The 26,849-nt window shown below is 46.7% G+C and carries 17 protein-coding genes; 11 read left to right on the top strand and 6 right to left on the bottom strand.

What is annotated here, in order from left to right; translation table 11 throughout:
- Nucleotides 1–93 precede the first annotated feature (93 nt).
- The 4 genes from PRUTH_RS16775 to PRUTH_RS19185 all read left to right on the top strand — a co-directional run bounded on the left by PRUTH_RS16775 (nucleotide 94) and on the right by PRUTH_RS19185 (nucleotide 3,001).
- Entirely contained in the window at nucleotides 94–609 is a 516-nt protein-coding gene (locus tag PRUTH_RS16775; RefSeq protein ID WP_151173957.1) for a hypothetical protein, read from the top strand.
- 189 nt (nucleotides 610–798) lie between these two features.
- Complete coding sequence (locus PRUTH_RS16770; RefSeq protein WP_151173956.1) at nucleotides 799–1,602, top strand: PhzF family phenazine biosynthesis protein; 804 nt, start codon at nucleotides 799–801, stop codon at nucleotides 1,600–1,602.
- Between the two features lie 38 nt (nucleotides 1,603–1,640).
- The gene (locus PRUTH_RS16765) at nucleotides 1,641–2,702 is read left to right on the top strand and encodes a hypothetical protein (protein ID WP_238319643.1); all 1,062 of its coding nucleotides are present in this window, start codon (nucleotides 1,641–1,643) and stop codon (nucleotides 2,700–2,702) included.
- 122 nt (nucleotides 2,703–2,824) lie between these two features.
- Nucleotides 2,825–3,001, top strand: a complete 177-nt coding sequence (locus tag PRUTH_RS19185) for a hypothetical protein (RefSeq protein ID WP_170269007.1) — start codon at nucleotides 2,825–2,827, stop codon at nucleotides 2,999–3,001.
- Here the strand turns inward: PRUTH_RS19185 and PRUTH_RS16760 are convergent.
- Both PRUTH_RS16760 and PRUTH_RS16755 read right to left on the bottom strand, forming a co-directional pair.
- Nucleotides 2,989–3,456, bottom strand: a complete 468-nt coding sequence (locus tag PRUTH_RS16760; protein WP_151173955.1) for a hypothetical protein — start codon at nucleotides 3,454–3,456, stop codon at nucleotides 2,989–2,991. The two genes, PRUTH_RS19185 and PRUTH_RS16760, sit on opposite strands and share 13 nt — an antisense overlap.
- Nucleotides 3,446–4,171 carry a hypothetical protein gene (locus PRUTH_RS16755; RefSeq protein WP_151173954.1) on the bottom strand — a complete coding sequence of 242 codons (726 nt, stop codon included), beginning with the start codon at nucleotides 4,169–4,171 and terminating at the stop codon, nucleotides 3,446–3,448. Before PRUTH_RS16755 ends, PRUTH_RS16760 begins: the two co-directional genes overlap by 11 nt.
- 256 nt (nucleotides 4,172–4,427) lie before the next feature.
- Between PRUTH_RS16755 and PRUTH_RS16750 the strand changes: the two genes are divergently transcribed.
- The 7 genes from PRUTH_RS16750 to PRUTH_RS16720 all read left to right on the top strand — a co-directional run bounded on the left by PRUTH_RS16750 (nucleotide 4,428) and on the right by PRUTH_RS16720 (nucleotide 13,293).
- The gene (locus PRUTH_RS16750) at nucleotides 4,428–4,715 is read left to right on the top strand and encodes a hypothetical protein (RefSeq protein WP_022945058.1); all 288 of its coding nucleotides are present in this window, start codon (nucleotides 4,428–4,430) and stop codon (nucleotides 4,713–4,715) included.
- A 322-nt stretch (nucleotides 4,716–5,037) separates the two neighbouring features.
- The gene (locus PRUTH_RS16745) at nucleotides 5,038–6,585 is read left to right on the top strand and encodes a pyridoxal phosphate-dependent decarboxylase family protein (protein WP_218939714.1); all 1,548 of its coding nucleotides are present in this window, start codon (nucleotides 5,038–5,040) and stop codon (nucleotides 6,583–6,585) included.
- On the top strand, nucleotides 6,578–7,870 hold the full coding sequence (locus PRUTH_RS16740; RefSeq protein ID WP_151173953.1) for a lysine N(6)-hydroxylase/L-ornithine N(5)-oxygenase family protein: 1,293 nt from the start codon (nucleotides 6,578–6,580) through the stop codon (nucleotides 7,868–7,870). The genes PRUTH_RS16745 and PRUTH_RS16740 overlap by 8 nt, the downstream gene beginning before the upstream one ends.
- On the top strand, nucleotides 7,867–9,072 hold the full coding sequence (locus tag PRUTH_RS16735; RefSeq protein ID WP_151173952.1) for an MFS transporter: 1,206 nt from the start codon (nucleotides 7,867–7,869) through the stop codon (nucleotides 9,070–9,072). Before PRUTH_RS16740 ends, PRUTH_RS16735 begins: the two co-directional genes overlap by 4 nt.
- A 13-nt stretch (nucleotides 9,073–9,085) precedes the next feature.
- Nucleotides 9,086–10,174, top strand: coding sequence for a heparan-alpha-glucosaminide N-acetyltransferase domain-containing protein (locus PRUTH_RS16730; RefSeq protein WP_170269005.1), 1,089 nt, complete (start codon nucleotides 9,086–9,088; stop codon nucleotides 10,172–10,174).
- Nucleotides 10,175–10,205: 31 nt separating this feature from the next.
- Entirely contained in the window at nucleotides 10,206–12,602 is a 2,397-nt protein-coding gene (locus tag PRUTH_RS16725) for a GNAT family N-acetyltransferase (protein ID WP_151173950.1), read from the top strand.
- Nucleotides 12,550–13,293, top strand: a complete 744-nt coding sequence (locus tag PRUTH_RS16720) for a (2Fe-2S)-binding protein (RefSeq protein ID WP_170269003.1) — start codon at nucleotides 12,550–12,552, stop codon at nucleotides 13,291–13,293. Before PRUTH_RS16725 ends, PRUTH_RS16720 begins: the two co-directional genes overlap by 53 nt.
- Before the next feature lie 41 nt (nucleotides 13,294–13,334).
- On the opposite strand, the gene PRUTH_RS16715 is transcribed toward PRUTH_RS16720, so the two are convergent.
- From PRUTH_RS16715 to PRUTH_RS16700, 4 genes are all read right to left on the bottom strand, one after another.
- Nucleotides 13,335–16,241: a TonB-dependent receptor domain-containing protein gene (locus tag PRUTH_RS16715; RefSeq protein ID WP_045978890.1), complete on the bottom strand. Its 2,907-nt coding sequence runs from the start codon at nucleotides 16,239–16,241 to the stop codon at nucleotides 13,335–13,337.
- Between the two features lie 753 nt (nucleotides 16,242–16,994).
- Nucleotides 16,995–19,865, bottom strand: a complete 2,871-nt coding sequence (locus PRUTH_RS16710) for a TonB-dependent receptor domain-containing protein (protein WP_151173948.1) — start codon at nucleotides 19,863–19,865, stop codon at nucleotides 16,995–16,997.
- Nucleotides 19,866–20,332: 467 nt separating this feature from the next.
- Complete coding sequence (locus PRUTH_RS16705; RefSeq protein WP_045978888.1) at nucleotides 20,333–23,251, bottom strand: TonB-dependent receptor domain-containing protein; 2,919 nt, start codon at nucleotides 23,249–23,251, stop codon at nucleotides 20,333–20,335.
- Nucleotides 23,252–23,584: 333 nt separating this feature from the next.
- On the bottom strand, nucleotides 23,585–26,089 hold the full coding sequence (locus PRUTH_RS16700; protein ID WP_151173947.1) for a S8 family serine peptidase: 2,505 nt from the start codon (nucleotides 26,087–26,089) through the stop codon (nucleotides 23,585–23,587).
- Nucleotides 26,090–26,849 lie beyond the last annotated feature (760 nt).

The following is a 26,849-nucleotide window of genomic DNA, read 5'->3' as shown; positions in this document are numbered from 1 at the left end:
ACAGCAGTTTGAAACTACGGTTAAAGAGTCACGAGTGTCTAAATTTCTTACACCACCGAAAGATCCAGCTTACCACTTAGAGATTCCGCAACCATGATAATCTGTAGACACGCCCACCCCCGTAATCGCATATACTCATTACTTGTCACACTAGTCCTTGGGGTATTCAGCGTCGGATGCGCCGCCAACGAATGCGTTTACGAGCAAAAAGAGAACCAAAAACAACTGTATGCAGCTAATCCAGCTATTAGCGTTCAGCAATGGCAGGAGTCGAGCAACGAAGTAAAAGGGGTGTTGGCTAATGGCAATTTATTTTCAGTGAAGCATTGGTCATGTGAGCATTATGGCAAACAGGCATTGATGGTTCTTGGCCCGCATATGGACACCGCTGCAAATCAATTGAATGCTTCTGTGTTACAGCTTGCAAAACTTGCTCTTGATGAGCACGAGTTAAAACTGCTCACGCAATCGCTGCAAAACAGTAAACTGCGTCTCGCTGATGCGCCACTTCAGCATAATATCGTCAGTAATGAATTTGATGAGTTTTACGTTCAAATCGCTATCACCGACAGCCTCATCATCATTGAGATTAAGCTATATCACAGTTAAGTTTCCTTTTTTGTGCAGCAAATGAACTGGTGCGGAGCACTCAAAGCCTCTTCGCTGTATCACCCCTTTATAACTCACTTTCTATCTAAGTAAGCTCCGCTGCAAAGCGCGCACTTCAGGCCTAAGCTTGCCTTCACTGAATATACTGATTACTCTAAACGCAGCGATTTTAACTGGGTGATTTAGCCTATGCAGCTTTGCATGTACATTATTGACGCCTTCACTCGAGAACAGTTTGGCGGGAACTCTGCGGCGGTGGTGGTACTTGATTCACCATTACCCGGTGCGCTCATGCAACAAATTGCCAGTGAAAACAACCTCTCGGAAACCGCATTTATCATTGCTAACCCAAGTGGTGGCTATGCCATACGCTGGTTTTCACCGCTGATGGAAATTGACTTTTGCGGTCATGCAACTTTAGCCTCGGCTTTCGTGCTATTTGAATACTTTCAGTGTCATCAGACCATACGCTTTACCACTCAGCAGGTCGGTGATTTAACAGTATGGCGCCACCATGATGGTTGTATTGAGATGCGCTTTCCCAACCTTGCTCCTACAGCAGTAGAGGCTCCTGCGGCGTTGTTGGCAGGTTTATCACGCCCTCCGAAGCAGGTGTTGGCCAACGCGCAGGCCTATTTTGCGATATATGACGATGAACACGACGTGCTCTCATTGCAAAGTAACAGTGAGCAGTTAAAAACCTTGTCACCACGAGATGTGGTGGTGAGCGCCAAAGGCAGTGATTGCGACTTTGTCAGCCGCTATTTTTGGCCCGCTAACGGCGGTGATGAAGACCCTGTGACCGGCTCTATCCATGCTGGACTCACTCCCTATTGGGCAGAGCAACTAGGTAAAACCAAGTTTCACGCAAAGCAAAAATCCATCCGTGGCGGTGAGTTATTTTGTTCATTAGATGCAGAGCATGTTTTGGTCAGTGGCTACGCTGTGCTTTACGCGCAAAGCACCCTGCATATAGCCACAGCTGCAAGCTGACGGTGGCCAACAATCGCTTATTTGGTAAGTAATACCCTATGGTGTTAAGACGTATCAAAGTCGCGCGCTGGCGCGCAAACAAACATATACAGCGGCAACAGAGCCAGTGGCAGCCGCATAAAATGCGCCTATTAAAACGTTGCCAGACGATTTGGTTTAACCTTGGCAGCGCACAAAAGCTCTACCTGCTTGCCATTCTCTGCTTAGTGGTGCTGCAATCAGGCTGGCTGGCCACTGTCATCACTATTATTGCTTTAGTGGTAGAGTTTTGGCCTAAGTTTAACCAGCTGTGGCACTCACTGGCAGGTAAAGCTCTGATTTTAGTGTTCTATGCCACCATCGCAAACTTTGTGCTCGCCAGTGCCAGTGGCATTGTCAATGAAGTCACTGGAGTGTCGGCCAGCCACTTCAACTACACCCATAACTTTGCCACGTTGTTGTATCTGCCCCCTTGGGCGCTGGGGATCACCTTATGTACCTTGTTGTTGTTACAGCTTTTTCTACCATTTTATATTGTCGCACTGCTGCTTATTAAACCCTTTGGCTCGCAACGCATTAAATTTATCAGTCAGAGCTATTCGCCATTAATGACCGCGTTGGTGCGGTTCTTTCTCGCCAGTGTGGTGATTGTTAATATCATTTCCTTCGTTGATGACAAACCTGCTGAGGCTGTGCTCGATGATATCACCGCTAGCTTTAGCGAGGGTAAAGCCTTAGTCGATGAGTCGCCTGCTCGTCAAGAGCAAGCGGTGCAGCAACTGAGCGAGAAAATCCAACAAGATTTACCCACCCAACACTCGGGCGCAAAACAATCCGACAACAGCGCCGAAGTGCAGGTTGAGGGAGACACCGAGGCAGCAAAAAACATCCAGCAGTTTTTACACACTAAGGGCTATTTTGAGCGTAGCAAGCGCCTTATTGCCATGTTCGCATACAGCTACGAAGCCGATAGTTTCTCCCGCTGCAAAAAAGCGAACAGCGTCAAAGCGGTGGAGCTTAACGACTACGAAATCGTCGAAATTGCGCCGGATGATAGTATGCCCTATGGCTACCGCTTTCGCGTCAGAGCCTGTCAGTCACCTGGGATATCTCCGCCCTAGTAGGGACGAGTTGAAAACCTTAGGTTTTAGTCAGCACGGTTTATTACCGCAATGCAGGGTTATTGATGACCATTGCGCTGACTCAGCGCTTTATAGCCTACTTACTGAGGAGGTTTTAGTGTATGAGCACTCATCAGGATAAAGGTAAACGCGCTTTTGTCATTGCTGCGCTGTTAAGCTTTCTTGGAGCACTGGCGCATTTACTGACCATTTTCGCAGGAGCGCACTGGTATCATACCACGGGAGCCGGTAAGGCGATGGCGGTCGCAGTGCCAGTGCTAAGCGATTACTGCTTGTAGGTGACGTGCAGGGGGATATCAATAAACCTCGCGAGGTCTTCTCCGTCGCGTTCCAAACGTTTTTTAAACCCTTTAGGAGCGAGGTTGAAACGATCGCCGTTAGTTAGTTGTAAAAAAAGCCGCGCATCATGACGGTCTAGCATCCGTTCATCCACAACAACCGCCTCGATATCACCAAATTGAATATGTTTCGTTTTTATTGGAAACAGCATCTTCGCGCGTATAGTCACGGCCTGTTTACGCTTATCAACCCACACCGCATAACTGCCAAACAACCCGATAAGGCCAAGTGTAGTGACCGATGCCCAGACAAACAGTGGCATATCACCACGGGCCACTGAGAACAAATTCGCCGCGCCAATCAAGGAAATAAATACACCAATAAACCGAGCAACGAAGATTTTACTGCTTTTGTTTAGCACCGCTAATTCATTAGAAATTTGCTTAAAAGACACGATGTAACTCCTTGGCAATAAGGCCGACCACTAGCAAAAAAACAAATGGCCCGAAAATAAACTTAGCGAGCGCAGTTTTATCCCAAAAATACAGTTCTCGGCCAACGCGAGGGGGTGTATCAGTAGTCTGGTTTTGCACGGTTTCCGCTTGCACTTCACTTTTGTCAGTGCCGAAAGAAACCGTTTGCTCCGTAGCCGTAACACTCTCTTTCACGCTCAGTTGGCAGCCGAAGTGCTGCGCAAGAAAGCTGGCCGCCGCTTGGGTGTCAGCAAGTGTCCCTAGCGTATATCTTTGCCCACATAACGCAAACTGATAGTGCGTGACCATGCTAGGGATGGGTTGCACCACAATTTTAACGTTTGCCAAATGACCCATAGGCATGGGAGTGCCTGCTCTGCCCGCGAAACGTGACTCTATATATGCTTGACCTTTCGCTGCATCGAGCACCAAATACTGGCTCTTAAGCCAACAAAAAAGGCAAGGGATCAATAAAATAGGTGCCACCACCGCATAAAACAGTGAATCATCAAAAACCGCGACCACGGCCGCTGATATTGAGAAAAACAGCAACAAAAAACGAAAGGTCACAATTACATGGTGCGTTTTTGTTTGCAGCGCGACACGCTCAGGTAAGAGATCCGCTTTAATATGATGACGCGCACCTTTGGATAGTTGGCTATACTGCATTTGCTTATTACTTCCTTGTTTACTCACTGTATTACTTTAAACGCTCTGCATCTTTGATTGAAGCCTTTTTATCATAAAAAGGCCTGCTTGATATCACTGTGGTTGGGTTGCTCTTTTAACGCATAGCTAGCAATCCACCCAATCAGTGAACAGTGAGCATAAGCGCAATCACCAGCACGTGAGTGGCAGCGAAAAGAGCGGTTCAGCTGTTATACCCCTTTGTTTTCGTTTACAATTAACATAATGTAAACACTCGGTCATGAATTAATAAGGATATCGCCCTATGGAAATGGCAGATTTAACATGGATACACTTTCTCGCCATCGTCGGTGCGGTGATTACCATGCTTTCAGGCATAGCACTGACATTTTATCGCCTGCATGTACTCAATGCCGACTTTGGTCCTAACTCTATAAAAGCACTGGGAGTGATGGTGTTTTTACCGTCGCTGCTGATCCTTGCCGTGCTCACCGACTTCGGCAGTGAAACCTTAGCGGCATTACTCGGTACCGTGGCAGGTTATGTGTTATCGGGCTCAGAGTCCAAGCCCGAACAAGGTCCTCACCAGTAAGTTCTAAAAATAGTAGCAGTGCCCTGTGCGCTGCTATCTCCTTTACCTCTAGTTACCTCGCCGATCACGCTGACACAACGTGAATTTTTATCACTTTCTCCCGAACGAAGCGTCTCGCTTGGGCCCTTACTCGCTTGCACCTGGCAGGTAGTCACCCCTTTAAATAGCCGGATTTACTTTAGAGCGGATGCATTATTCGAGTATGAATAATAGACATGTAACAAAAATGTAAGTTAAATTAATCCTTTTTTATTATTGCCAGTGATAACCATTATCATTACGATCCCGTTTCTAATCTTTGTACCTTAAATGGAGTAGCGTCGTGAATCAATTAGCCCCTGTGCTTGATAGCCAATCAGCTAGCAATAGTCATAGTGACCCAAGTCACCCCTATATTTTTAACGAGAGTAACCTGCTGCATTACGAGATGGCTTCTATGCAAACCATGTCGTTAATCCATCAGGCCATACGCCGTGCTAAAAAGGTTCATTCAGGTGTTAACCACCAGCAGCTTAGCCAATTGGTTGCCGATATAGATTTAAGTCAGCCATTACATAGCGTGGATAAAGCACTGGATGAAATAAAAGCACTGTACTTAGATCATGCAGTCTATTTTCACCACCCTAAGTACGTGGCGCATTTGAATTGCCCCGTCGCCTACCCTGCGGTGATAGCCGAGCAATTGCTCAGTGCCATTAATTCTTCGTTAGATACCTGGGACCAAAGCGCTGGCGGTACCTTAATAGAGCAAAAGCTAATTGACTGGAGTGTGCAAAGAATAGGCTTTGATAGTCACGCTGATGGTATCTTCACCAGCGGCGGCAGTCAGTCCAACCTCATGGCATTATTACTGGCGCGAGACGATGCGGCCAAGCGTTTGCATGGCCATGTCATACGTGATCATGGCCTGCCAGCACAAGCCAAGCACTACCGTATTTTCTGCTCAGAAGTAAGCCACTTTAGCATTCAAAAATCGGCAGCCCTATTGGGACTTGGGTATAACGCAGTGGTACCAGTGAGTGTTGATAAGCACTTTAAAATGGACTTAGATGCGCTCAATGCGGCCATGTGCCAAGCCCGAGCACAAGGTGACATTCCCATTGCCGTCATCGCCACGGCAGGGACCACCGATTTTGGCTCAATCGACCCATTAGCGAGCATCGCTGAGCGCTGTCAAAAGCAGCAGGTATGGATGCATGTCGATGCCGCCTATGGCTGTGGCCTGCTCGCCACCGATGATTACACCCATTTACTTAGCGGCATTGAGCATGCCGACTCGGTCACCCTAGATTACCATAAGTCTTTCTTGCAACCGGTGAGCAGCAGCGCATTTATCGTCGCCGATAAACAGCAATTCCAACATTTAACCCATCACGCTGATTACTTAAACCCGTTCAGTGATTGTCCGCAAGCAGCACCTAATTTAGTGGATAAAAGCCTGCAAACCACTCGCCGTTTTGACGCTCTGAAGCTGTGGTTGACGCTACGCATTATGGGCAGTGAACAGGTTGGCCGCGTGTTTTCAAGTGTGATGGCTTTGGCGCGCAGTAGCTTTGTGACGTTAAAACAAGATCAGGAATTTGAACTCGTTCACGAGCCAGAATTAAGCACACTGGTGTTCCGTTTTATTGACCCCCAACTCGATGACGAGCAGCTCAATACACTGAATTATCAGATTAAAGACGAGTTATTCAAACAGGGTGAGTGTGCCATCGCACGCACCAAATTTAGGGGTATTAATTACCTCAAATTCACTCTACTCAACCCCAACACCGCCATTGAGGACATTAAGACCATTGCCGCCGAAATTAAAGCATGCGCCTACACCCTCAAAGCGCGCTTATTCGAAAAGGAGACAAACTATGAATAAGGTGTATGACTTCATCGCTATTGGCCTCGGCCCTTTTAACCTCAGCCTAGCCTGCTTAAGCGACCCAATTGAGCAATTGGATGCCTTATTTCTTGAGCAGCGCCAGTGCTTTGATTGGCACCCAGGGTTAATGCTCGACGGCGTCACCTTGCAAACTCCTTTTATGTCGGATTTGGTGACTTTGGCGGACCCCACCAGCCGCTTTAGCTTTCTAAATTATGCCAAGCAGCAGGGGAAATTATACCAATTCTATATTCGGGAAAGCTTTTTTTTACTGCGTGAACAATATAACCAATATTGCCAGTGGGCAGCGAGTGAGTTACCCAGTGTGCGCTTTGGCCACTGCGTTCGCCGTGTCGAATTTGATAATAGCCAAGATTGCTACCAGTTAACCGTTGATACGCCAGAAGGTGAAAAGCGCTTTTTTTGTCGCCATCTCGTACTCGGCACCGGTCCTTCGCCGTACTACCCACCTGCTGTGCAGCCCGATGCAGCCAATGTCTGTCATGCCACTGAATATCTGTATCGTCGCGATGCCCTCAACCAAAGCAAGAGTATTACCGTGGTGGGCTCAGGGCAAAGTGCCGCAGAAATATTCTATGACTTATTATGTGATATAAAACAGCAAAACTACCACCTGCAATGGGTCACCCGCGCTCCGCGCTTTTTCCCCTTGGAGTACACTAAATTAACCTTGGAGATGACCTCTCCTGAGTACGTCGATTACTTTTACCAATTAGACGACGCCACTAAAGAGCAACTGCTTGCCAATCAGCGTAACCTCTACAAGGGCATAAACAGTGAGCTGATAAACCAAATTTACGACAAGCTTTATGAGCTTGATGTTCAAGGTATTCAGCGGGCGCGGTTATTTACTAACAGCGAACTCCTTAAACACCAAGGAGAGAGCCTGCAATTCAAACATTTAGAGCAGCAACGTAGCTTCACCTTGCACAGCGAGCAAACGGTCATGGCCACCGGCTTTAATTATCAGTTACCCGATTTTCTCAGCGGCCTAATGGATGAGCTCTGTTGGCGCGACGATGGTCGTTTCGCCGTTAATCGCAACTACAGTATCGATAAACGCCAACGCGTATTCGTACAAAATGCTGAGCTCCATACCCATGGTTTTGTCACCCCAGATTTAGGGATGGCCTGTTATCGTAACAGCTGCATCCTTCGTGGCATTCTCAAGCGCGAGCCCTACAAGATTGAACAGCGTATCGCTTTTCAAGAGTTTGGCGTCCCAGCCAGTGTTCAGCAACCACAAAAGAGTCCAGTATGAAGCAACAAGCGCTGAAATCGACGCTTATACTGCTTACGGTGATCTCAGTGGTGTGCGACACCATGATTCTGCCGTTTTATCCGCAGTTTTTTGCCACTGAGTTCAACGTCAGCTCCAGCTTGCACGTAGGCAGCTACCTTGCCACTTGCTGTATCACCGTGATGTGCGCCTTCCCGCTCTGGGCTAAGGTGGCACGTCGCGTTCATGAACTGCACTTGTGGGTGGTGACCCAGATCATTGCCGGAGGATTAGGAGTGGCGTGTTATTTTGCCACCGATCTCCTCGCATTCTGGCTACTTTCGCAAACGATGTTGGTGTTTAAGGCTAGCTATTTACTTATCTACCCCTTTGTTCTCAGCCTTGAAGAGAAGGAAAAGCACCTAGGCATCGTCGGCCTGTTCAGTGTGCTGATGCATTTCGGTGGCATTGGCGGGGCGTTACTGGGTGGTCTGGTCTTACACAGCTTTGACCCTCGGGCGCTGTATCTCATTATGGCGGCTGGCGATGCTGTACAAGTGCTGCTGTGCCTGTACTTAATTCGTGTTTTAGCGGTCACTTGGCATCAACGAGCGCTTGGTGAAAGTACCACTGAGCGGGCACGCATCCCCCGGTTTGTGCTCGTCCTTGGGCTGGTATCCATGGGAGTCTACTTCAGTGCTTTTTTAGCGCGTCCGTTTTTCACTCTCTTTTGGCAGCAACTAAGCGGGTTCAATAACGATATCCTCGCCGGCTTTATTTTCGCCATCCCGGCTTGGGTGGCGCTGGTATGCCTGTACCGTAATCATCGTCGCCCGCGCTCACAAGCGCACCATGGCAAAGACATCGCCTGGGCTATGCTGCTTGCCAGCATCGGGTTACTACTGCATGGCGCACAGGCATGGCCGGTGATGATCTTTGGCCGAGTGCTACTCGGTATCGGCTTATTTGTGGTCACGGTACGCCTTGAGGTGGTGCTTTTTGCCCTGAGCGAGCCTCGCTTTTATGGCAGCGACTTTGCCAAGGTGCACTTTATGCAAAACATAGGGCTGATCAGCGCCTCGTTTCTCGTCGGTTCGCTTGTGAGTGACGGCAATTACACACTGCCCTTTTTCGTTGCCAGTGCCGGCTTTGTGCTCACGTTGATGGTGTTTTATGGGCTTTATATGCGCCCGGAAGCACAGCAATTTAATCGCATTTCGCAAACCAGCACACCCAGTCATTAATAAGGAAACAATCATGAATACTCACCGTCTAACTGCCGTCGACTTTGTTCGCGGGTTTAGTGTACTCATCATGGTCTGCGTACATACGCTGTGGATGTACGGTTCCAGTTATACCCAGGGGCAATCGTTACTAGGGGAGATTATCCATTTACTTGGCAAAGGCACCGCTGCGTTCCTTATTGCTATGGGGATTTCCTTATTGCTTTCTCGGCATCATAGTCCGCGAGCCTTGGCAAAACGGGGCGTAACTATACTCGCGCTGGGCTATGGTATGAATGCACTGAAGTTTGTGCTCCCCATCGCCCTTGGGGTATTACCTGAGAGCTTTATCAATGCGTATGGCTGGCAATCGCCGTTACAACTCCCGCACTACCTGTACTTGCTTGGCACCGGCGACATTCTGCAAATGGCTGGGCTCTCGCTACTGTTGTTAAGTCTTGTGGTGCACCCAAAGCGCAGCCCATGGCTTTATATTGCCTTAGCCTTGCTGGTTGCTTTTGTGACGCCGCTGATACGCGGCTGGCAAATCGGTATGACTGGGCTGGATTACCTGGGTGACCTTTTTGTCGGCGCGCAGTTTAACGTCTACTTCCCGGTATTTCCTTGGCTGGCGTGTGTGCTTTTTGGTCTTGCACTATCAGCGCGGCTACGCCAAGGCCGCCCTCTTGAGCGCAGCGCCCTACATCTTGGTCTGCCGTTGCTAATCGTCGGCGGCGCGCTGTGCCTATGGGATAAAGACACTCATTTTAATGACTTTTTCCATCTTGGCCCCGGTGGTGCCTTGTATTTAAGCGGACTGAATTTAGTCGCACTCGCGGCTATCGACAAGCTGTTGCGCTTGAGCCAAAACTGGCCTGTGCAACAACGGATTATGACGGTGCTGAGCTACTGCTCCCGCCATGTAACCAGCTTGTACATTACGCAATGGGTACTGGTGTGTTGGGGCATGGCGTGGGTTGGCTTTAAAACCCTCTCGCCTTGGCAATGCGCCGCGGTGATGCCGGTGATGTTACTGCTCACTTTCGCGATTCATCGTCTTTTATTTGTACGTCAGAGGCAGCCTGCCACCACGCAGCCCCACACTCATAAAGTTATTGACTGAACTACTTTATCAACCAGATTGAGAACGAATTATGACGAAAAATACTGTATACACGCACTCTCATCCACTGTTAGGCACGCTTACCTTTCGTGCTCTGGATCTTGAACACGACCTACCCCTGTTGGTGCAATGGTTGCATCATCCGCAAGCCCATTTTTGGGGCGCAACGCAGCAATCTGCCGAAGAAATTAATGACTCCTATCAAGCACTCAATAACGACCCAGCGCAGCATGCTTTTATCGTCGAAATCAACGATAAACCCAGCGCGCTTATCGAGGTATATCAACCGCAGTTACTAAACCTTGAGCAGCACTTAAATCTACAAAGCGGTGACTTGGGCATGCATTTGCTTTTGGCACCGGCGCACTTGCCCGTGCACGGCTTTAGTCTGGGGGTGATGACGTCGGTCTTACACTTTATGTTTACTGAGCTTGATTGCGAGCGCGTGGTGGTTGAGCCGGATGCCGGTAACCACAAAATTCATACCCTTAATTTAAAAGCGGGGTTCAGCCATCACAAGGTGATCCAGCTAGGTGATAAAACGGCGCTGCTAGGCACTTTAACGCGCGCGCATTTTAATTATCTCAAGCAGTTGCCTGAACGCTTTGATAGCTCAAGGCAAAGCCCAGAAAAACAGCGCATAACACCGAGCCTGAGTGGCCGACACTTGGATGATGAGTCATGGCAATACGCCAATCGTTTGCTGATCGCGAAAATGCTGAGCGAATTTTACCATGAGCGCATCTTCACCTACGACCAAGATGCAGCGGGTTATGTGCTCAGCACCCTCGGCGGACACAGTTATCACTTCCAAGCCCACGCCATGGCGCTCAACCATTTGCAGGTTGACCCGCAAAGCATTACCAAAGTGCACCTTGGACAACACCGGGCCCTAGACGCCATCGCCTTTGTGCTAGAGTGCAATGATAAATTAGGTATTGCCCAAGCCATGCTGGGTACCTATTTGGAGGAGCTTGCCAGTACCCTCAGTGGCTTCGCATTTAAGTATCGCAATAACAGCCTCAGCAGTGCCCAACTAGCACAGGCTGATTTTCAGGTGATTGAAACACAGATGACTCAAGGCCACCCCAGCTTTATCGCCAATAATGGCCGCATCGGCTTTAATGCTCAGGACTTTCATCAGTACACGCCTGAGGCGGCCAGCGCATTTAATATTGTTTGGCTTGCATGTCATAAACACTACACTACCTTTAAGAGCACCGCCGATTATAGCTATGAAGTCTTAATAGCGCAGGAGCTCGATATCGCCGAGCGACAACGCTTCGATGCCCAGCTAGGCGAGCAAGGGCTAAACCCTGACGACTATTACTTATTCCCCATGCACCCATGGCAGTGGTTCAATAAACTGGTGCATGTTTACAGCTACCACGTAGCGCAAAAACAAATAGTATGCTTGGGCTACAGCCAAGATAAATACTTACCACAACAATCCATTCGCACCCTGTATAACATCACAAAACCGCATAAATGCTATGTGAAAACAGCCTTATCGATTCTCAATATGGGCTTTATGCGCGGTCTTTCCAGCGCGTATATGAAAGTAACCCCTGCCATCAACCAATGGTTATTTGATTTAGTTGCCGGTGATGATTATCTGCGCCAGTGCGGCTTTATACCGCTTCGAGAGGTGGCAACTCTGGGCTTTGACGAGCAGTATTACACCCACCCGGCGCTCGGTGATAACCCCTATAAAAAAATGATGGCGGCACTGTGGCGAGAAAATCCACGCCATTATATGGATGACGACGAAAGCTTAGCGACCATGGCTAGCTTACTGCATATTGACACCCAAGGTCAGAGCTTTATCGGCGCCAAGATTGCAGCGTCTGGGCTCTCGCCACAGCGCTGGTTAGCGCATTACCTGCAGGCCTATATGACGCCTCTGTTGCACTGCTTTTATCAATACGATCTGGTGTTTATGCCCCACGGCGAAAACCTGATTTTACGCTTTAAAGATCATATCCCCGTCGGGGTGTTCATTAAGGATATCGGTGAAGAGATTGCACTATTGAATAGTGACATGGCCATCGCCGACGAAATCAGCCGGATCAAGATTGAGGTACCTGAAGAGGTGGCGGTTCTGTCTATTCTTACCGATGTGTTTGACTGCTTCTTCCGTTATTTGGCGGCGATTATGGTCGATGCCGAGTTGATTAGCGAAACAACATTTTGGCGCTGCGTGGCAAAGAGCATTCATGCTTACCAACAGGCTCACCCCGAGCTGCAAGACAAGTTTGCCAAACATGATTTATTTGCGCCCTCGTTCCCGCTGTCTTGCTTAAACCGCTTACAACTGCGCAATAACCAACAGATGGTGGATATCGCCGACCCCGCCAGCAGCATGCAATATGCCGGTGACTTGCGCAATCCGCTTGCCGATTATGCCGATGTCAGCGAACGTGCATAACAAAGCCATTGAGCAGCAATTACGCCAACAGTGCTCGCTGTTGGCGTTTGCCGAGCCGCGCCCGGGTGACATCTGGTTTGCGAATAACCACCTTGAGCGGCAGCCGTGGCAGGCGTTGTTGAGCCGGCTAAACGCTCGCGCCGAGAAGCTGAGCTCAGCGTATATCAGCGTTAATAGCTTTTTGCAGCTTAGCTGGCAACCGCTTTACCTGAGTGTTGCCTGTGTCGAAGGGTTGCACTGCGTACCTCAATTAGGCGTAATGCAACAGCAGCTGCACGCCAGTGGCAGTATTTATGGTCTCAGCGCAGTGACCTATCAATATGTTGATAAGTGCATAGATAAGCAAGTATTAAGAAAGCAGTGCCATGCTCAGCTGTTAACACTAAGCCAAGGTTGGCAACAGCACATCGCAGGGTATGCGGGGTTAAGTCCAGGGTTAGCCCAACGACTGTTAAGTGACACGTTAACTTCGGCACTGCTACATGCTGGCGGGTACGGCAATGAAGCGTACCTGCACCAAGCGCATCAAGGTTGGCAACAGCTTTTTTATCCGCGCTTTCGGCAAACCATTCACTACTCACAGGGTCAATATCACAGCTCACGTATGACGTGTTGCCTTCACTATCAACTCAAGGCACAAGAGGCTTGTCAGAACTGCCCTATCAAGTGCAAAGCACAGCAAAGCGCATAAAAAAAGCCCCTAGATAGGGGCTTTAGCAGGGTAGAATAATATTAGAAAGTAACGTTCACGTTAGCGAAGAAACGACGACCTACGACATCGTAAATTGCCTCATCACCGCCGCTTGCTTGAATGTAAGCCGGTGGTAACTTATCAGTTAGGTTACGTAGACCCAAATCAACGCGGGTGTTATCTGTTAGCTGATAACGCGCTGATAGATCATGTGTGATCATGCTGCCAACATAAGATGGTGAGATATCTTCCTCAATGTCTCCCTCAGGTGACACATCGAAGCGAGCCGAACGGTCGGTGTAACGAGTTGTCCACGTCAGGTTCAAATCCTGCCAGCTATACTGGACAGTGAAGCGACCTTGCCATTGTGGATCACCTACTTCGCCGTCCTCTACGTCCACGGTATCAGGACGATTTTGGAATTCGAACTCTTCAAGTTCAAGTAAGTGGTTAACAAACAAGTTAAAGGTTAGCTCACCATCTACATCAAAAGCAGCAAGGTCGGTGCGGTAATCGAAGTCTGCCTCGATACCACTGGTTTTAATTGCTGCGGCATTTAAATAGCCCGAACGGATAAGTTCAATGTCGTTGGTTTCAGGGTTACGGTCAACCTGAGCACAGAAGTTACTATCTGGTGCGCCTGCTGCATCAACACAGTTTTCTGCCACCGTCTCTGCTGAGATAAATTGAATTGCATCTTCAATCTCGATGTCGTAGTAGTCGACCGTCATTGAGAAGTTATCAGCAAAGCTTGGTGTCCAAACGATACCTGTGGTTAGAGACGTTGATTGCTCTGGTTTCAAATCAATGTTACCACCACTTAGAATATCAACACTCACTGCGTCCTGCGATACAAAGCCATCAGGAATGCCTAATGCAGCACAGTTCGCGGCACGATTCGGGTTATCGTTAATGTTCGCTGCATCACAAGGGTCTGAGATATTTTGGAAACCAGGAGAAACTGGGTCAAAGGCCTCGGTGATGTTTGGCGCACGTTCTGCTTCGCCATACGTACCGCGAATGCGAAGATCATCAATTGGTTGATACAGTAGACCTACTTTCCAAGAACCGCTTGAACCCGTGTGCGAGTAATCAGCTGAGCGATATGCTGCATCTAATGTCAGCTCTTTCGCGAAAGATAGACCCGAAAGAAGTGGTAAGCTTACTTCAATAAACCCTTCGGTAACATCGTACTCACCGTATGCATCAGGTGTGGCAGCGGTGGTAAGGAAACCAGCCTTAGCAAATTCATCGGTAATTGTCTGCGATGTCTCCTCACGGTATTCGAAGCCAGTTGCGATACCGATTGGCCCACCTTGCAACTCGAAGAACTCTGCAGAGTCAAAAGAGATGTATCCACCAATCACTTCTTGGGTAATCTTATCAGTACGTGTTACATCAGCACTCACCCAGTCTTTTGCAGCTTGCGACGCTTGGTTGAAGCCAAATGGGTTGTAAGGAGCACAAGCACCACCATTTACACTTGCAGGGTCGCTGTAGTCATCACCTTGCGCCGATGCCACTTGGCTGCGACAGGCTGCTTCGCCAGTAGCCGGATCAATGACTGAATCAAGCGCGGCAACGAAGTTATCTGGAATAAGATCGTTTAAGGTATTACGCACATTGTCGGTGCGCCCGAATACATAGTAAGTGTCGTATGAGAAATCAGTTTCACTTAAAGTGAATAGACCTTCGAAGCCACCAACAAAACGGAAAAGCTCTCGCTTATTCGACGCGCTACGGTTACCAAGCTCACCAAAGAATTTTGAAAAGCCAATTGTTTCATACCCTTGAGAAAGAAGGTCTTGACGTAAGGTTTCGTCTAAATAAGGGTTATCTTGAACATTTACAGACACGTTACCGAAGCGGAAAGAGGGCTGGAATTGCTGTTTGATATCAGAGCGAACAAATTTAAAGTCACTGTAGAAGGCATGATTATCAGTGAAATCAAAGCTAAATGATGAAGCTACGGTTGTTTTATCTAAATCAGGATAAACATTCTCATAATCTTGTGTCTTGAAGCAGTATTGACACCCATCAGGGAAGCTACCAAATGCACCGTTTGAAGAGTACACACGTTCAGGCATTTGTACCGGTACGCCATTCTCGTCGAAAGTCCAGTTAACATCTGCAGAAATAACACCATGCTCACTAATAAGCTCTGACATTACGTTAGGCACTGTTAAACGGTCAGGGATGCCGTCTGTCTCTCCGGTATCTTCTGGGTTAGCAACGCTACCATAATGCTGGACTTGGCGAATATCATTTGCCATTACTTCAGCGATACGGTCCTTACCTGCGAAAAAGGTAACGTTACCACGGCCGTCAAACACTTCAGCACCACCAGTAACACTGAAAGAGTGGTTTTTAGTACCCACACCCTCAGTAGAGTTACCTACGGAACCATTAAATTCAAAGCCTTCATAATCGTCACGAAGGATGATGTTTACAACGCCAGAGACGGCGTCTGAACCATAAATCGCAGAAGCACCACCGGTGATCACTTCCACACGCTCGATCAGTGCTGAAGGGATAGTGTTAAGGTCCACCTGTGCACTACCTGGCGCACCTGCCACGTGGCGCTTGCCATTTACTAACACCAACGTCCGTGAAGCGCCCAAACGACGCAAGTCCGCAGACGTAACACCCGCAAATTCGTTACTATCATTGTTACCAATGAGCGTGTCTGTCGAACCAATTGCAGGTAGCTCTGCAAGTACACTACCTAAATCTGGCACACCTGCTTGAGCGATATCTTTAGCGCCAATCGTAACAATAGGTGCTGGTTGAGAAAGCTTAGGCTTAACAATTCGAGACCCCGTAACTTGGATTTTTTCTACTTCTTGTACGCGATCAGAGTCTGCTGCAAATGATGCATTTGTGTGAGCGACTGCGCCAATGACTACGGCCGATTTGACCGCCAGCGCAAGCTTGCTAAATGAAGTCATAATTATTCCCTGTAAACTGAAAGTTGTTTATTTTTCTAAGAATGAAACCCATATAAAGGACTGGGTTCAGGAACAATTAGTATCACAAAAAAAAACAATTGGAAGCCTAAAGAGACAAATTTTTAACTTAAATAACAACGAGTTGTAACAACAAAGATGCAAACTAGTGTAATTTATTTTAAATTTATGTTTAGTTTTTTAACCTTTAATATTGTGCCATTGTCATTTAAGGGACATAAAGAAGGCTCAACTTATCGAAAACACTCCCAATAAATAGGTGCGGCGGAATTTCCACTGCTAAGGACAGCACACACAAACAAGCAACAATTGCAATTAATGAAACAAAAAATCAAAGGGCAACATAAAATGCGCTATTAACAAAAAACTCTAATGCTGATTGTTAAAAGGAGTGATTATAATAGCGAGGCTCCCTAAACATTCTTCAAGGACTCCCAGCACAGCTTGCACCATGATTTTAATCGAGGCTTTCACTGACCTATGAGCTCTTTGTCTTGAATGCTATTTAAACAACATGCTCCAGCTCAATTTGCAGCTGTCCACTTGTGGCTTGGGATCAGGTAACAACAAAACAGGGAAAAACAAAAGAATAAGAATAGAAAGGTGACTTGTAAAAACCGTTTAAATGTAAAAGATAAAAACTGACTCCACCTTTATCAAGCGTTAAATGAAAGGTGATGATAGAAAAAGGCTCCTAGATTGAAATCTAGGAGCCAAGTTTTTTATCAATTTACATTAGAACTTATAGTTAAAGCCCACAGTTAAAGTGCGACCGTCTAGATCGTAGAACTCACCATCATCATACAGTACAGGGTTACGAGGTGGAGTGCGATCGAATACATTTAACACACCACCACGCACTTCTAGATTGTCCAACACTTGATAACGCGCCGTTAGATCCCACTCTGTGTAAGAAGGTACATCGTTATAGTCGTTATCTTCTGATGTCCACTCTCTATCAAGCACCGTGGCGTGACGATAGTTTGCCGCAAGGGCAACGGTTAGATCTTCCCAGTAGTAGTTAGTCATGAAACGAGCTTTCCAGCGAGGACGATGATATTCGCCTTGGTAACTACGCTCATCTTCAGCTTTACCAGTGTTGTTTTGAGTACGCTCGTCCAAGTAGGTAGATACTAATCGGAAGTTAAACTGACCAAAACTTGTATCTAAGCCATAGTTAATTTCAACATCGGTACCAGCGATAAAGCTCGTTGCCGCATTAACTGGCTTTTGATAGAAGTTATCGATTTCTAGGGTTTCTGGGTTACGCTCAATCAAATCGCAGTAAGGATTATCTAAGCTTTCAAACTCATAACAACCATTAACCACAGTAAGCGCTTCTGGTGATACGATCATTTCTTCGATATCGAATTCCCAGTAGTCCACTGTAATAGATAGATCTTCAACAAATTCAGGAGTATATATAAAGCCAATAGTCCAGTCGTTTGCTGTTTCGTTATCTAATTCGGTGTTACCTACGACAAAGCCTGGGTGGTTAGTTGACTTCCATAGGTTAGATGGAGCCCAACCCTCAGGGATCCCCGCTGCACGGCAGTTACGTTCAATGTTCTCGCGATATTCACCGGCGTTGTCAATTTCACCCTGTTCACAAGGGTCGTCAAAAGATGCGAATGTCTGCGCGGCAGGTTGATAAAGCTCAGAAATACTCGGTGCGCGAACAGATTTTGAACGGTTAATACGAAAACGCAGTTCATCGTTCAGTACATAGTTAAAACCAACCTTCCACGCGTTATCAGTCCCTGTTGAAGAGTAATCCATGTAGCGGTAAGCCAATTCAAAATACACTTCATCAGCAAAGAATGTATCAACAACAACAGGAACCGAGAATTCGGCCGCAAGCTCTGTTACGTCAAACTCACCTTTAAGCGCATCTGATTGGTTGTTGAAAATAAGCCCCTCGCGCATTGCAGGATCAGGCAAAGTAGATGATTTTTCTTCGCGATACTCGGCCGAGAAAGCCGCAGCAAGTGGGCCTGCAGGAAGTTCAAACATGTAGCCAGAAACCGTACCCGCAATCACAGTTTGGTCAATTGAGGCTCTGCGTGTAGCATCGGTTCCAACATAATCTAACGCTTCTTGTGACGCTAAGCCTTTACCCCAAATATTCAATGGAGAACAGCCTGCTTTGGCACCGATCACTTCACCGTCTGCATTACGCTCAGCACACACAATATTGCCATCAATTTCTACTGCATCAATAGCGTCTCTAAAGCGTTGTTCGAATAGCTCACCATACCAAGTCGTGTCTGACTGAACATGGCCTTTGGTAATATATGCGTCATAGCTCCAATCGTCATTGATGATGCCTTCAAAGCTTAGCGCACCACGAATAAGGCTACGTTTCTGGTCGTACTGACGGTGACCGAACAAATCAGCTAGGTAGTAAGCATTGAACGTGTCCATACCTTGATCAGCAAAAAACTGCTTTGTTTGGTCATCGAAAAATGCATTATCTGTACTATTGCCACCTAGGTAGAAGAAAGCTGGCGATGACTCACCATATGCTGACGTATTTGAATATGTCATTTCAAACGCCATAGAGTGATCTTCAGCCAAATCGTAATTTACATTGATGGACGCATTTAGACGTTCCAGTGGCGTACGAACATACTTGTGCTCTAGGAAGCTATAGCCATCACCTTCGCCAGTATAATATTGAGTATTACGGCTACCTGGTGTTGAGCTTGCGGGAAGAAAACCTTCCGCTGCGAACGGACGGATTGAGCCATCATCGCCAAAGGCGTAGTGGCCACCATCGTTAGCAAAGAAGTCACCATTCTTACTGTAGATAAATAATGATGTAGAACCTTCACGATCTAAAGTAGTACGCCCTGGAATGCCATCTTCGTTATCGACATTATCTGGGTGATCTAAGCTGATTACACCATTACGAATGAAATCACGCTGGTCACCTCGTAATTGTTCGTTTTTGGTGTAAGTAATGTTAGCAATAAAGCTACTATTCTCACCTTCGTCACCGAAAGTAAGTGATGTGTAATATGATTCGCCGCCGTCTTGCGTAGGTTGAGAAGTAGAGGCGTCGATTTCCAATCCATCGAATGACTTTTTAGTAATAATGTTTACAACACCCGCGACTGCATCGGAACCATATACTGCAGAAGCACCACCTGTTGAAATCTCAACACGGGCTATCATAGAAGTTGCAATGTTGTTCAAATCAACAGCACTGCTGCCAGGCGCACCGGCAACAAAGCGTCGACCATTAACAAGTACCAATGTACGCTCAGTGCCTAAGCCGCGTAAGTCGGTATTGTTTAAGCCATTTGCAAACACACTGTTGTTAGTTGTTTCTGGGGACAGACCTACTGTTGAGTTAGGCATTTCAGATAAAAGGTCAGCGACATTGGTAATACCAGCGTCAACCAAATTATCACCGCTAATAACCGTAACCGGAGTTGGTGATAGCTCGCCAATACGTTTAATTTTTGAGCCTGTTACTTGAATACGTTCTACTTCTTGGTTTTGGCCGCCCTCTTCCGCTGCCCATGAAGCACCCGTGTGCGCTACTGCGCCTAAAACCACAGCCGATTTTACAGCAATGGCTAACTTGCTAAATGAAGTCATAGTTATCCCTGTTAAAAATGAAGTTCGTTATTTTCATGTGACTATAACCCCTATAAAGGGCCTAGCCTGAAAACATTTTGTAACACAAAGGAATAAAAATAAAAGCTTTTCTAGACAAAAAATTTAACTTAATTAACAGTAGGTTACACTACCATTAATTTACTTTTGTTTTATTTTATTTAATTTTTTGTAAAAAAAATAATAATAAGAATCCAGATTTAAAAATGATTGATTGCAAAAAATATGTACAGAAGAGAATAAAAACGAGCAAAAGCTGGGCTAATGACATCAAACCCAAAAGGCTCAAGTTGCAAATTAGAAAACAATATAAAAACGGATACTCATAGAACAAATTAACATCTACAGAGGTTCGCTACAATTACCTTTAATTGCAAAAAAACACCCTATTGCTATTTTGGGCACAAAAAAAGCCCCTACGAAGGGGCTTTGTTAATTTTAACTTTACCTTAAAAGGTTACATTAACATTTGCGAAGAAGCGGCGACCTACTACATCGTAGATGGCTTCGTTACCACCACTTGCCTGGATATAAGCAGGAGGTAGTTTGTCAGTAAGGTTACGAAGACCCAAGTCTACGCGCATGTTATCTGTTAACTGGTATCGAGCAGATAGATCGTGAGTAACAATACTGCCTACGTATGCAGGAGAAATATCCTCTTCAATATCCCCTTCTGGTGATACATCAAAGCGCGCTGAACGGTCAGTGTAACGTGTCGTCCACGTAAGGTTCAGATCCTGCCAAGTGTACTGAACAGTGAAACGACCTTGCCATTCAGGGTCACCCACTTCACCATTTTCGACATTCACTTTATCAGGACGATTCTGGAACTCGAAATCTTCTAGTTCAATCAAGTGGTTAATGAACAGGTTAAAGGTAAGCTCACCGTCAATATCAAAGTCAGCTAAGTCAGTACGATAGTCAAAGTCGGCGTCAATACCACGTGTAGTGATAGCTGCCGCATTTAGATAACCCGAGCGAACTAGCTCAATGTCGAACGTTTCTGGATCTCGGTCTACTTGGCTACAGAACGCCTCATCGATACCGCCAGCCGCATCAACACAGTTGTCTGCGATACTTTGTGTTGCGATGAATGAAATCGCATCTTCAATCTCAATGTCATAGTAGTCTAAGGTCATTGAGAAGTTTTCAGCAAAGCTTGGGGTCCATACTAAACCACCAGTAAATGAAGTTGACTTCTCTGGTTTAAGGTCCGGATTACCACCACTTAGCGTATCCACACTCACGTTATCGTTAGCTTGGAAGTCAGCTGGAATACCCAGCGCAGCACAGTTTGCACGACGGTTCGGGTTATCATCAATGTTATCCGCATCACATGGATCGGATACGCGACCGAAGCCTGGAGATTGTGGATCGAACGCCTCTGCAATGTTCGGAGCACGCTCTGCTTCGCCGATAGTACCGCGAATACGTAAGTCATCGAAAGGTTGATACATTAGACCGACCTTCCACGAGCTGCTTGAGCCAGTGTGTGAGTAGTCTGCAGTACGATATGCCGCGTCTACTGTCAGTTCTTCAGCGAACGACATACCTGCAAGGATCGGGAAGCTCAATTCGATGAAACCTTCACTTACATCGTACTCACCGTATGAATCCGGTGTTGCCGCTGTGGTTAAGAATCCTGCTTTAGAGAACTCATCAGTAATGGTTTCTGACGTTTCTTCGCGGTATTCGAAACCGGTTGCAATGCCGATTGGACCACCTTGTAGCTCGAATAGTTCTGCACTATCAAACGCAACGTAACCACCAACAACTTCTTGAGTAATTTTGTCAGTACGCGTTACATCAGCACTTACCCAATCTTTAGCAGCTTGTGACGCTTGGTTGAAACCAAATGGATTGTATGGCGCACAGTCACCACCATTCACACTTGCTGGATCAGTATAACCTTCACCTTGCGCAGAAGGCACTTGGCTACGACATGCCACTTCACCTGTAGCAGGGTCAATTACCGCGTCCAGAGCAGCAACAAAATTATCAGGAATAAGATCGTTCAAGGTATTACGAACGTTGTCTGTGCGACCAAACACATAATAAGTGTCATAAGTGAAGTCTGTTTCACTTAACGTGAAGTACCCTTCAAAACCACCTACGAAGCGGAATAGCTCACGCTTGTTAGCAGCGCTACGGTTACCAAGCTCGCCAAAGAATTTCGAGAATGTTGCAACTTCAGTACCTTGAGAAAGCAAGTCTTGACGCAACGTTTCATCTAGGTACGGGTTATCTTGAACATTGATAGCCACGTTACCAAAACGGAATGAAGGCTGGAACTGCTGCTTGATATCTGAGCGAACAAATTTAAAGTCACTGTAGAAAGAGTGGTTGTCACTCAAATCAAAGTTGAAAGTTGAGCCAACAGTTGTTTTGTCTAAATCAGGATAAACATTTTCATAATCTTGAGTCTTAAAGCAATATTGGCATCCATCAGGGAAACTACCAAAAGCAAAGCTATTGGTGAATTCGCGCTCAGGCATAAGCTCTGGCACACCATTATTATCAAATGTCCAAATTGAACCAGCGGCTCCAAATGGGTTGATAACACCGTTCTCACTGATACGCTCTGACATTACATTAGGTACGGTTAGCTGATCTGGAATACCATCTTCTTCGCCAGTATTCTCTGGGTTTTGAATCGTACCATAGTGATTAACTTGACGAATATCATTTGCCATTACTTCACGAATACGATCTTTACCTGCGAAGAAAGTAACGTTGCCGCGGCCATCAAACACTTCTGCACCGCCAACGATGCTGTAAGAGTGGTTTTTAGTACCAACACCTTCTGTAGAATTACCTACAGAACCATTAAACTCGAAACCTTCGAAGTCATCACGAAGGATAACGTTTACAACACCAGAAACTGCGTCAGAACCATAGATAGCTGATGCGCCACCGGTGATAACCTCAACGCGTTCGATTAGCGCCGCAGGAATAGTATTTAAGTCCACCTGAGCACTACCAGGTGCACCGGCAACATGGCGTTTGCCATTTACCAAAGTTAGAGTACGAGCAGCACCTAGGCGACGCAAGTCAGCAGAGGTTACACCAGCTAGTGCGTTGCTGTCGTTGTTACCAATCAGAGTGTCTGTCGAACCTATCGCCGGAAGCTCTGCTAGAACACTACCTAGGTCAGGTACACCTGCTTGAGCGATGTCTTTTGCGCCGATCGTCACGATAGGGGCAGGTTGAGATAGTTTAGGTTTTACAATACGAGAACCTGTAACTTGAATTTTTTCGACTTCTTTGACTCGGTCAGACTCTTCCGCAGCAATCGCGGTGCCCGAAGCAACAGTGCCAAGCAACAAAGAATATTGAATAGCTTTGCTAATTGAAGATTTGTTGAACATTGTTAATTCCCTGAATTTATTGTTATAAAGCGAACCATGACAAGCACTATGTTTAAATCATGTAACTCACAACATACTTTTTACATATAATTCTCAACTTTTACAATAAAAAACAGCACTATTTTCGTGCACCATTAATAATTATGTAAATAAATCTTTACCTGGTTTAATTTTTGTTCTGGTTATGTCAATTTGTATGACTTATTACCTCATCTCGGGTAACTGCAACACATGCATTCACCTAGCGACGACATAGTCGTCAATAAAAAAACCCCAAACTAACTGAGTTCGGGGTTTTATCATTGCGTCAGTGCTTTGCACTGCTGTTTATAGTTACTCGAAAGTCACTGTCACTTCATTCGAACAAATATCGCCTTCTTGACAGATTTGATAGGTGTAAGAAGTTTGGTCTGCGCGGCGTTCAAAGTCACGATAGCCACCGGTATTGGCAGTGCTTTCTAAGAACTCGCCATTACGGTACACATCCACTTGCTCAGCGCTGCTGCCTTGCCATGCCAATTCAACGCGCATAAAGCCTAAGCGTGTTTTATTAGCACGTACCACTTCGAGTTGCACATCATCTGCGCTTAAAGTGACTTCTTGAGTTAAAGTATCACTGTTACCTTCACTGTCGGTCACAGTCAGGCTTACACTGTACGTGCCATAATCCGCGTAGGTATACATAGGGCTAGCATCAGAGCTGCTGGCACCGTCACCAAAATCCCACATCCAGCTAACAATATCGCCGTTCACATCAGAACTTGCATCTGTAAACTGCACGCTTAGGTCATTAACGTCATAGCTAAAGCCTGCCTGCGGCGGCTGCGCCGTTACTTCGCCAATGCCTGTAAGGTTAAGGGTCCAAGCGTTTAATGTCCCCGTGTCAGCACCTACATTATCAGATACGGTTAGCGTCCAATCACCGGTGGCCACTTCACCATTAAAGGCCTCTGAGTTGAAGGTTTCGTTAATGTCATCCGCACTACCGCCACTGCGATTATGGAGCGTAGCTACCGTGCCGGATGGCGAAGTAAGCGTGACAATCAAATCGCCAATCCAAGTGTGGCTGATATCTACGAAGGCATTGGTATCAAACACCGTGACGTCATCTGCAACAGTGATCACTGACGTGATACCTGTTGCGTCATTATCAGGAATGTCCACAGCAGTGGTGTTTTCATAGCTAAACTCAGTTAACCCCTGAGGTAATACGTATAGCTCAACTGACTTTTGCTGTGCTAAATCACCCGAGGTTGCATCAATGGTAAAGCTGTACTCACCCCATTGCGTTTGTGCCGTCGTTGGCACGCTCAGCGTTACCACATCACCTGGCTGTGCAGTGTTGCTCGACAAGCTTGCGCCATCAATGCCTGCAACAAGCGCAAGGTCGATTGTTCCTTGCCACTCGGCCACCGAACTAAAGCTCAGCTCATAGGTCGCAGTGTCACCGGCAACAATCTCTTGATTACGGGGCGCAGCCGACATTCTAAAGCCTGGCTCAGGGTCAGCATCAATCACCGCTTGGTTCACATTTAAACGTGTACCCGCAACGGTCATTCCATCTAAGTCAGCATTCGCATCGCCACTGCTCATTAGCAATTGCTTCACTTCTACTGCACTCAAGCTCGGATTCACCGACAGCACTAACGCTGCAGCGCCTGCAACATGAGGCGTGGCCATTGAGGTGCCAGAGTAGGACGCATAACCGCCCCCCGGCACAGTAGATAGGATAGCGCTGCCTGGAGCACCCATATCAACACTTGTTAAGCCCCATTGTGAGAACCCTGACATCGCATCGGTGTGCGTTGTACTGGCAATAGAAAGCACTGATTCATGCTCATAGCTCGATGGGTAGTGAGGGTTAACATCGTTATCAACCGCGTCATTACCTGCGGCGGCAACGAAAAGAATGTCGGCATTCTCGCTCGCCGTAATGGCATCTGCAAGCGCTTGGCTAAAGCCGCCGCCACCCCAACTGTTGTTGGTAACACGAATGTTGTGACCGTCATTTTTCAGGGCCACGAAATAATCGATACACTCAATCGCATCCGATGTTGAACCCGTGCCTGCTGCACTGAGGAACTTACAACCTGCGATGGATACTTCGTGGTTTACACCGACAACGCCCTCAGCATTATTACCGGATGCGCCGATGGTGCCAGAGACGTGCGAGCCATGACCTTGGTCATCCATAGGGTCACCATCACCAGTGATGGCATTAATACCGTGAACATCATCGATATAGCCGTTGCCATCGTTATCCACACCGTCACCAGCAACTTCACCTGGGTTCACCCACATGTTCATGGCAAGATCAGGGTGTGAGTAATCAACACCAGTATCGATAACACCGACAATTACATCTGCGGAGCCGGTGGTAATATCCCATGCTTCAACAGCATCAATATCTGCATCCTCTGTACCACCAGTTTGCCCAAGGTTATGCAGGCCCCATAACTCATCAAAACGGCTGTCATCAGGCACGCCTAATGCTTTTACTTGGTAATCTGGCTCGGCATATTCCACACCAGGGTGCTTATTAAGAGCCGCCAAGGCTTGTTTGGCGCTGACGCCATCGAGTTTAAAATTGGCAAGACGACCACCAAGCACATGCTTGTAGCGATCATCAACTTCATCAGCATTCAAATCGCTGATTTTTGCTTTGACTAAAGACCGTGCTTGAGCACGCACTGCGGCAGAAGTGCCTTGTTTGAATACCACAAGGATGCTGTCGTCATTGTCAGTGGCAGCTGTATCTTTAATGTGAACGCCCGCGTGAGCGCTTAATGAAAGTACCGGAACGAGCGCTAAAGTCAGCGCAGATAGTTTGGTTTTCATAGATCTATTCCATAGAAGTTGTCTGTGTGGCCCGAAGGTACACAGAAGTAAGTATCTCTTCTCCAAAAGAGCACATACGCAGTCAATGTGTGGCAACCTCTTTGTTGTAGCGACTGTTTTAGGAACACGCAAAGCAAAAATGAACAGAAAGTTAAAAACCACTCTTTTTTGTTAAATTTAATCCAAAAAGGTTGAGTCTCTCATGCTTTTTTTTGATCCCACTTCGAGCAATTTCAACTCATTTTTTCTCATGCTTTTTTGGTAGCAGCCGCTAATCTCCACCATAAAGAGCTACAAAAATAAACACAACACACTGATTTTAATAAACAAATAACCAACCATAAAAATTGCTAATTTATCTGCTTTCAAAGTGAACTTAGAGTGAATACCTCGGTAGGAAAATGAGTATTACTAATATTGATACCTTGCAGCACCAATCCATGCATTGTGCATGCAACTATCAATGACCCAGGAGGGAATATGGCTCGTTGCAATTACTCAACAAAGCATTGGAAGCAAGTTTTTCCCATGCATACTCGTAATTGCAACTTAGTGACGAGTTTTATTTCTCTCCCAACGCTTACCGAACTCTTAGGCTTCTCCGTATTCCAGCGCCCGGCTACTTATTTACAGCTAAGGCAAAGGAATGACGCCATACGCACCAGTGACCGTTGGCTTTTACTACTGCCAACACCTTTTAGGACAACAACGCTGCGCTCGTTCACACGCTTTTTTGATTAACCCAGCTCAGGTCGGCAAC

The organism is Pseudoalteromonas ruthenica (genome assembly GCF_008808095.1).
Taxonomy (GTDB): Bacteria; Pseudomonadota; Gammaproteobacteria; order Enterobacterales; family Alteromonadaceae; genus Pseudoalteromonas; species Pseudoalteromonas ruthenica.
Note: the sequence above shows the minus strand (reverse complement) of the source record. Positions and strands in the feature narration are given on the sequence as shown.

What these genes read in the sequence shown, in the direction of transcription:
- PRUTH_RS16775 (WP_151173957.1), top strand. Translation starts at nt 94, where the DNA reads ATGATAATCTGTAGACACGCCCACCCCCGTAATCGCATATACTCATTA.
- PRUTH_RS16770 (WP_151173956.1), top strand. Translation starts at nt 799, where the DNA reads ATGCAGCTTTGCATGTACATTATTGACGCCTTCACTCGAGAACAGTTT.
- PRUTH_RS16765 (WP_238319643.1), top strand. Translation starts at nt 1,641, where the DNA reads ATGGTGTTAAGACGTATCAAAGTCGCGCGCTGGCGCGCAAACAAACAT.
- PRUTH_RS19185 (WP_170269007.1), top strand. Translation starts at nt 2,825, where the DNA reads ATGAGCACTCATCAGGATAAAGGTAAACGCGCTTTTGTCATTGCTGCG.
- PRUTH_RS16750 (WP_022945058.1), top strand. Translation starts at nt 4,428, where the DNA reads ATGGAAATGGCAGATTTAACATGGATACACTTTCTCGCCATCGTCGGT.
- PRUTH_RS16740 (WP_151173953.1), top strand. Translation starts at nt 6,578, where the DNA reads ATGAATAAGGTGTATGACTTCATCGCTATTGGCCTCGGCCCTTTTAAC.
- PRUTH_RS16735 (WP_151173952.1), top strand. Translation starts at nt 7,867, where the DNA reads ATGAAGCAACAAGCGCTGAAATCGACGCTTATACTGCTTACGGTGATC.
- PRUTH_RS16730 (WP_170269005.1), top strand. Translation starts at nt 9,086, where the DNA reads ATGAATACTCACCGTCTAACTGCCGTCGACTTTGTTCGCGGGTTTAGT.
- PRUTH_RS16725 (WP_151173950.1), top strand. Translation starts at nt 10,206, where the DNA reads ATGACGAAAAATACTGTATACACGCACTCTCATCCACTGTTAGGCACG.
- PRUTH_RS16715 (WP_045978890.1), bottom strand. Translation starts at nt 16,241, where the DNA reads ATGACTTCATTTAGCAAGCTTGCGCTGGCGGTCAAATCGGCCGTAGTC.
- PRUTH_RS16710 (WP_151173948.1), bottom strand. Translation starts at nt 19,865, where the DNA reads ATGACTTCATTTAGCAAGTTAGCCATTGCTGTAAAATCGGCTGTGGTT.
- PRUTH_RS16705 (WP_045978888.1), bottom strand. Translation starts at nt 23,251, where the DNA reads ATGTTCAACAAATCTTCAATTAGCAAAGCTATTCAATATTCTTTGTTG.
- PRUTH_RS16700 (WP_151173947.1), bottom strand. Translation starts at nt 26,089, where the DNA reads ATGAAAACCAAACTATCTGCGCTGACTTTAGCGCTCGTTCCGGTACTT.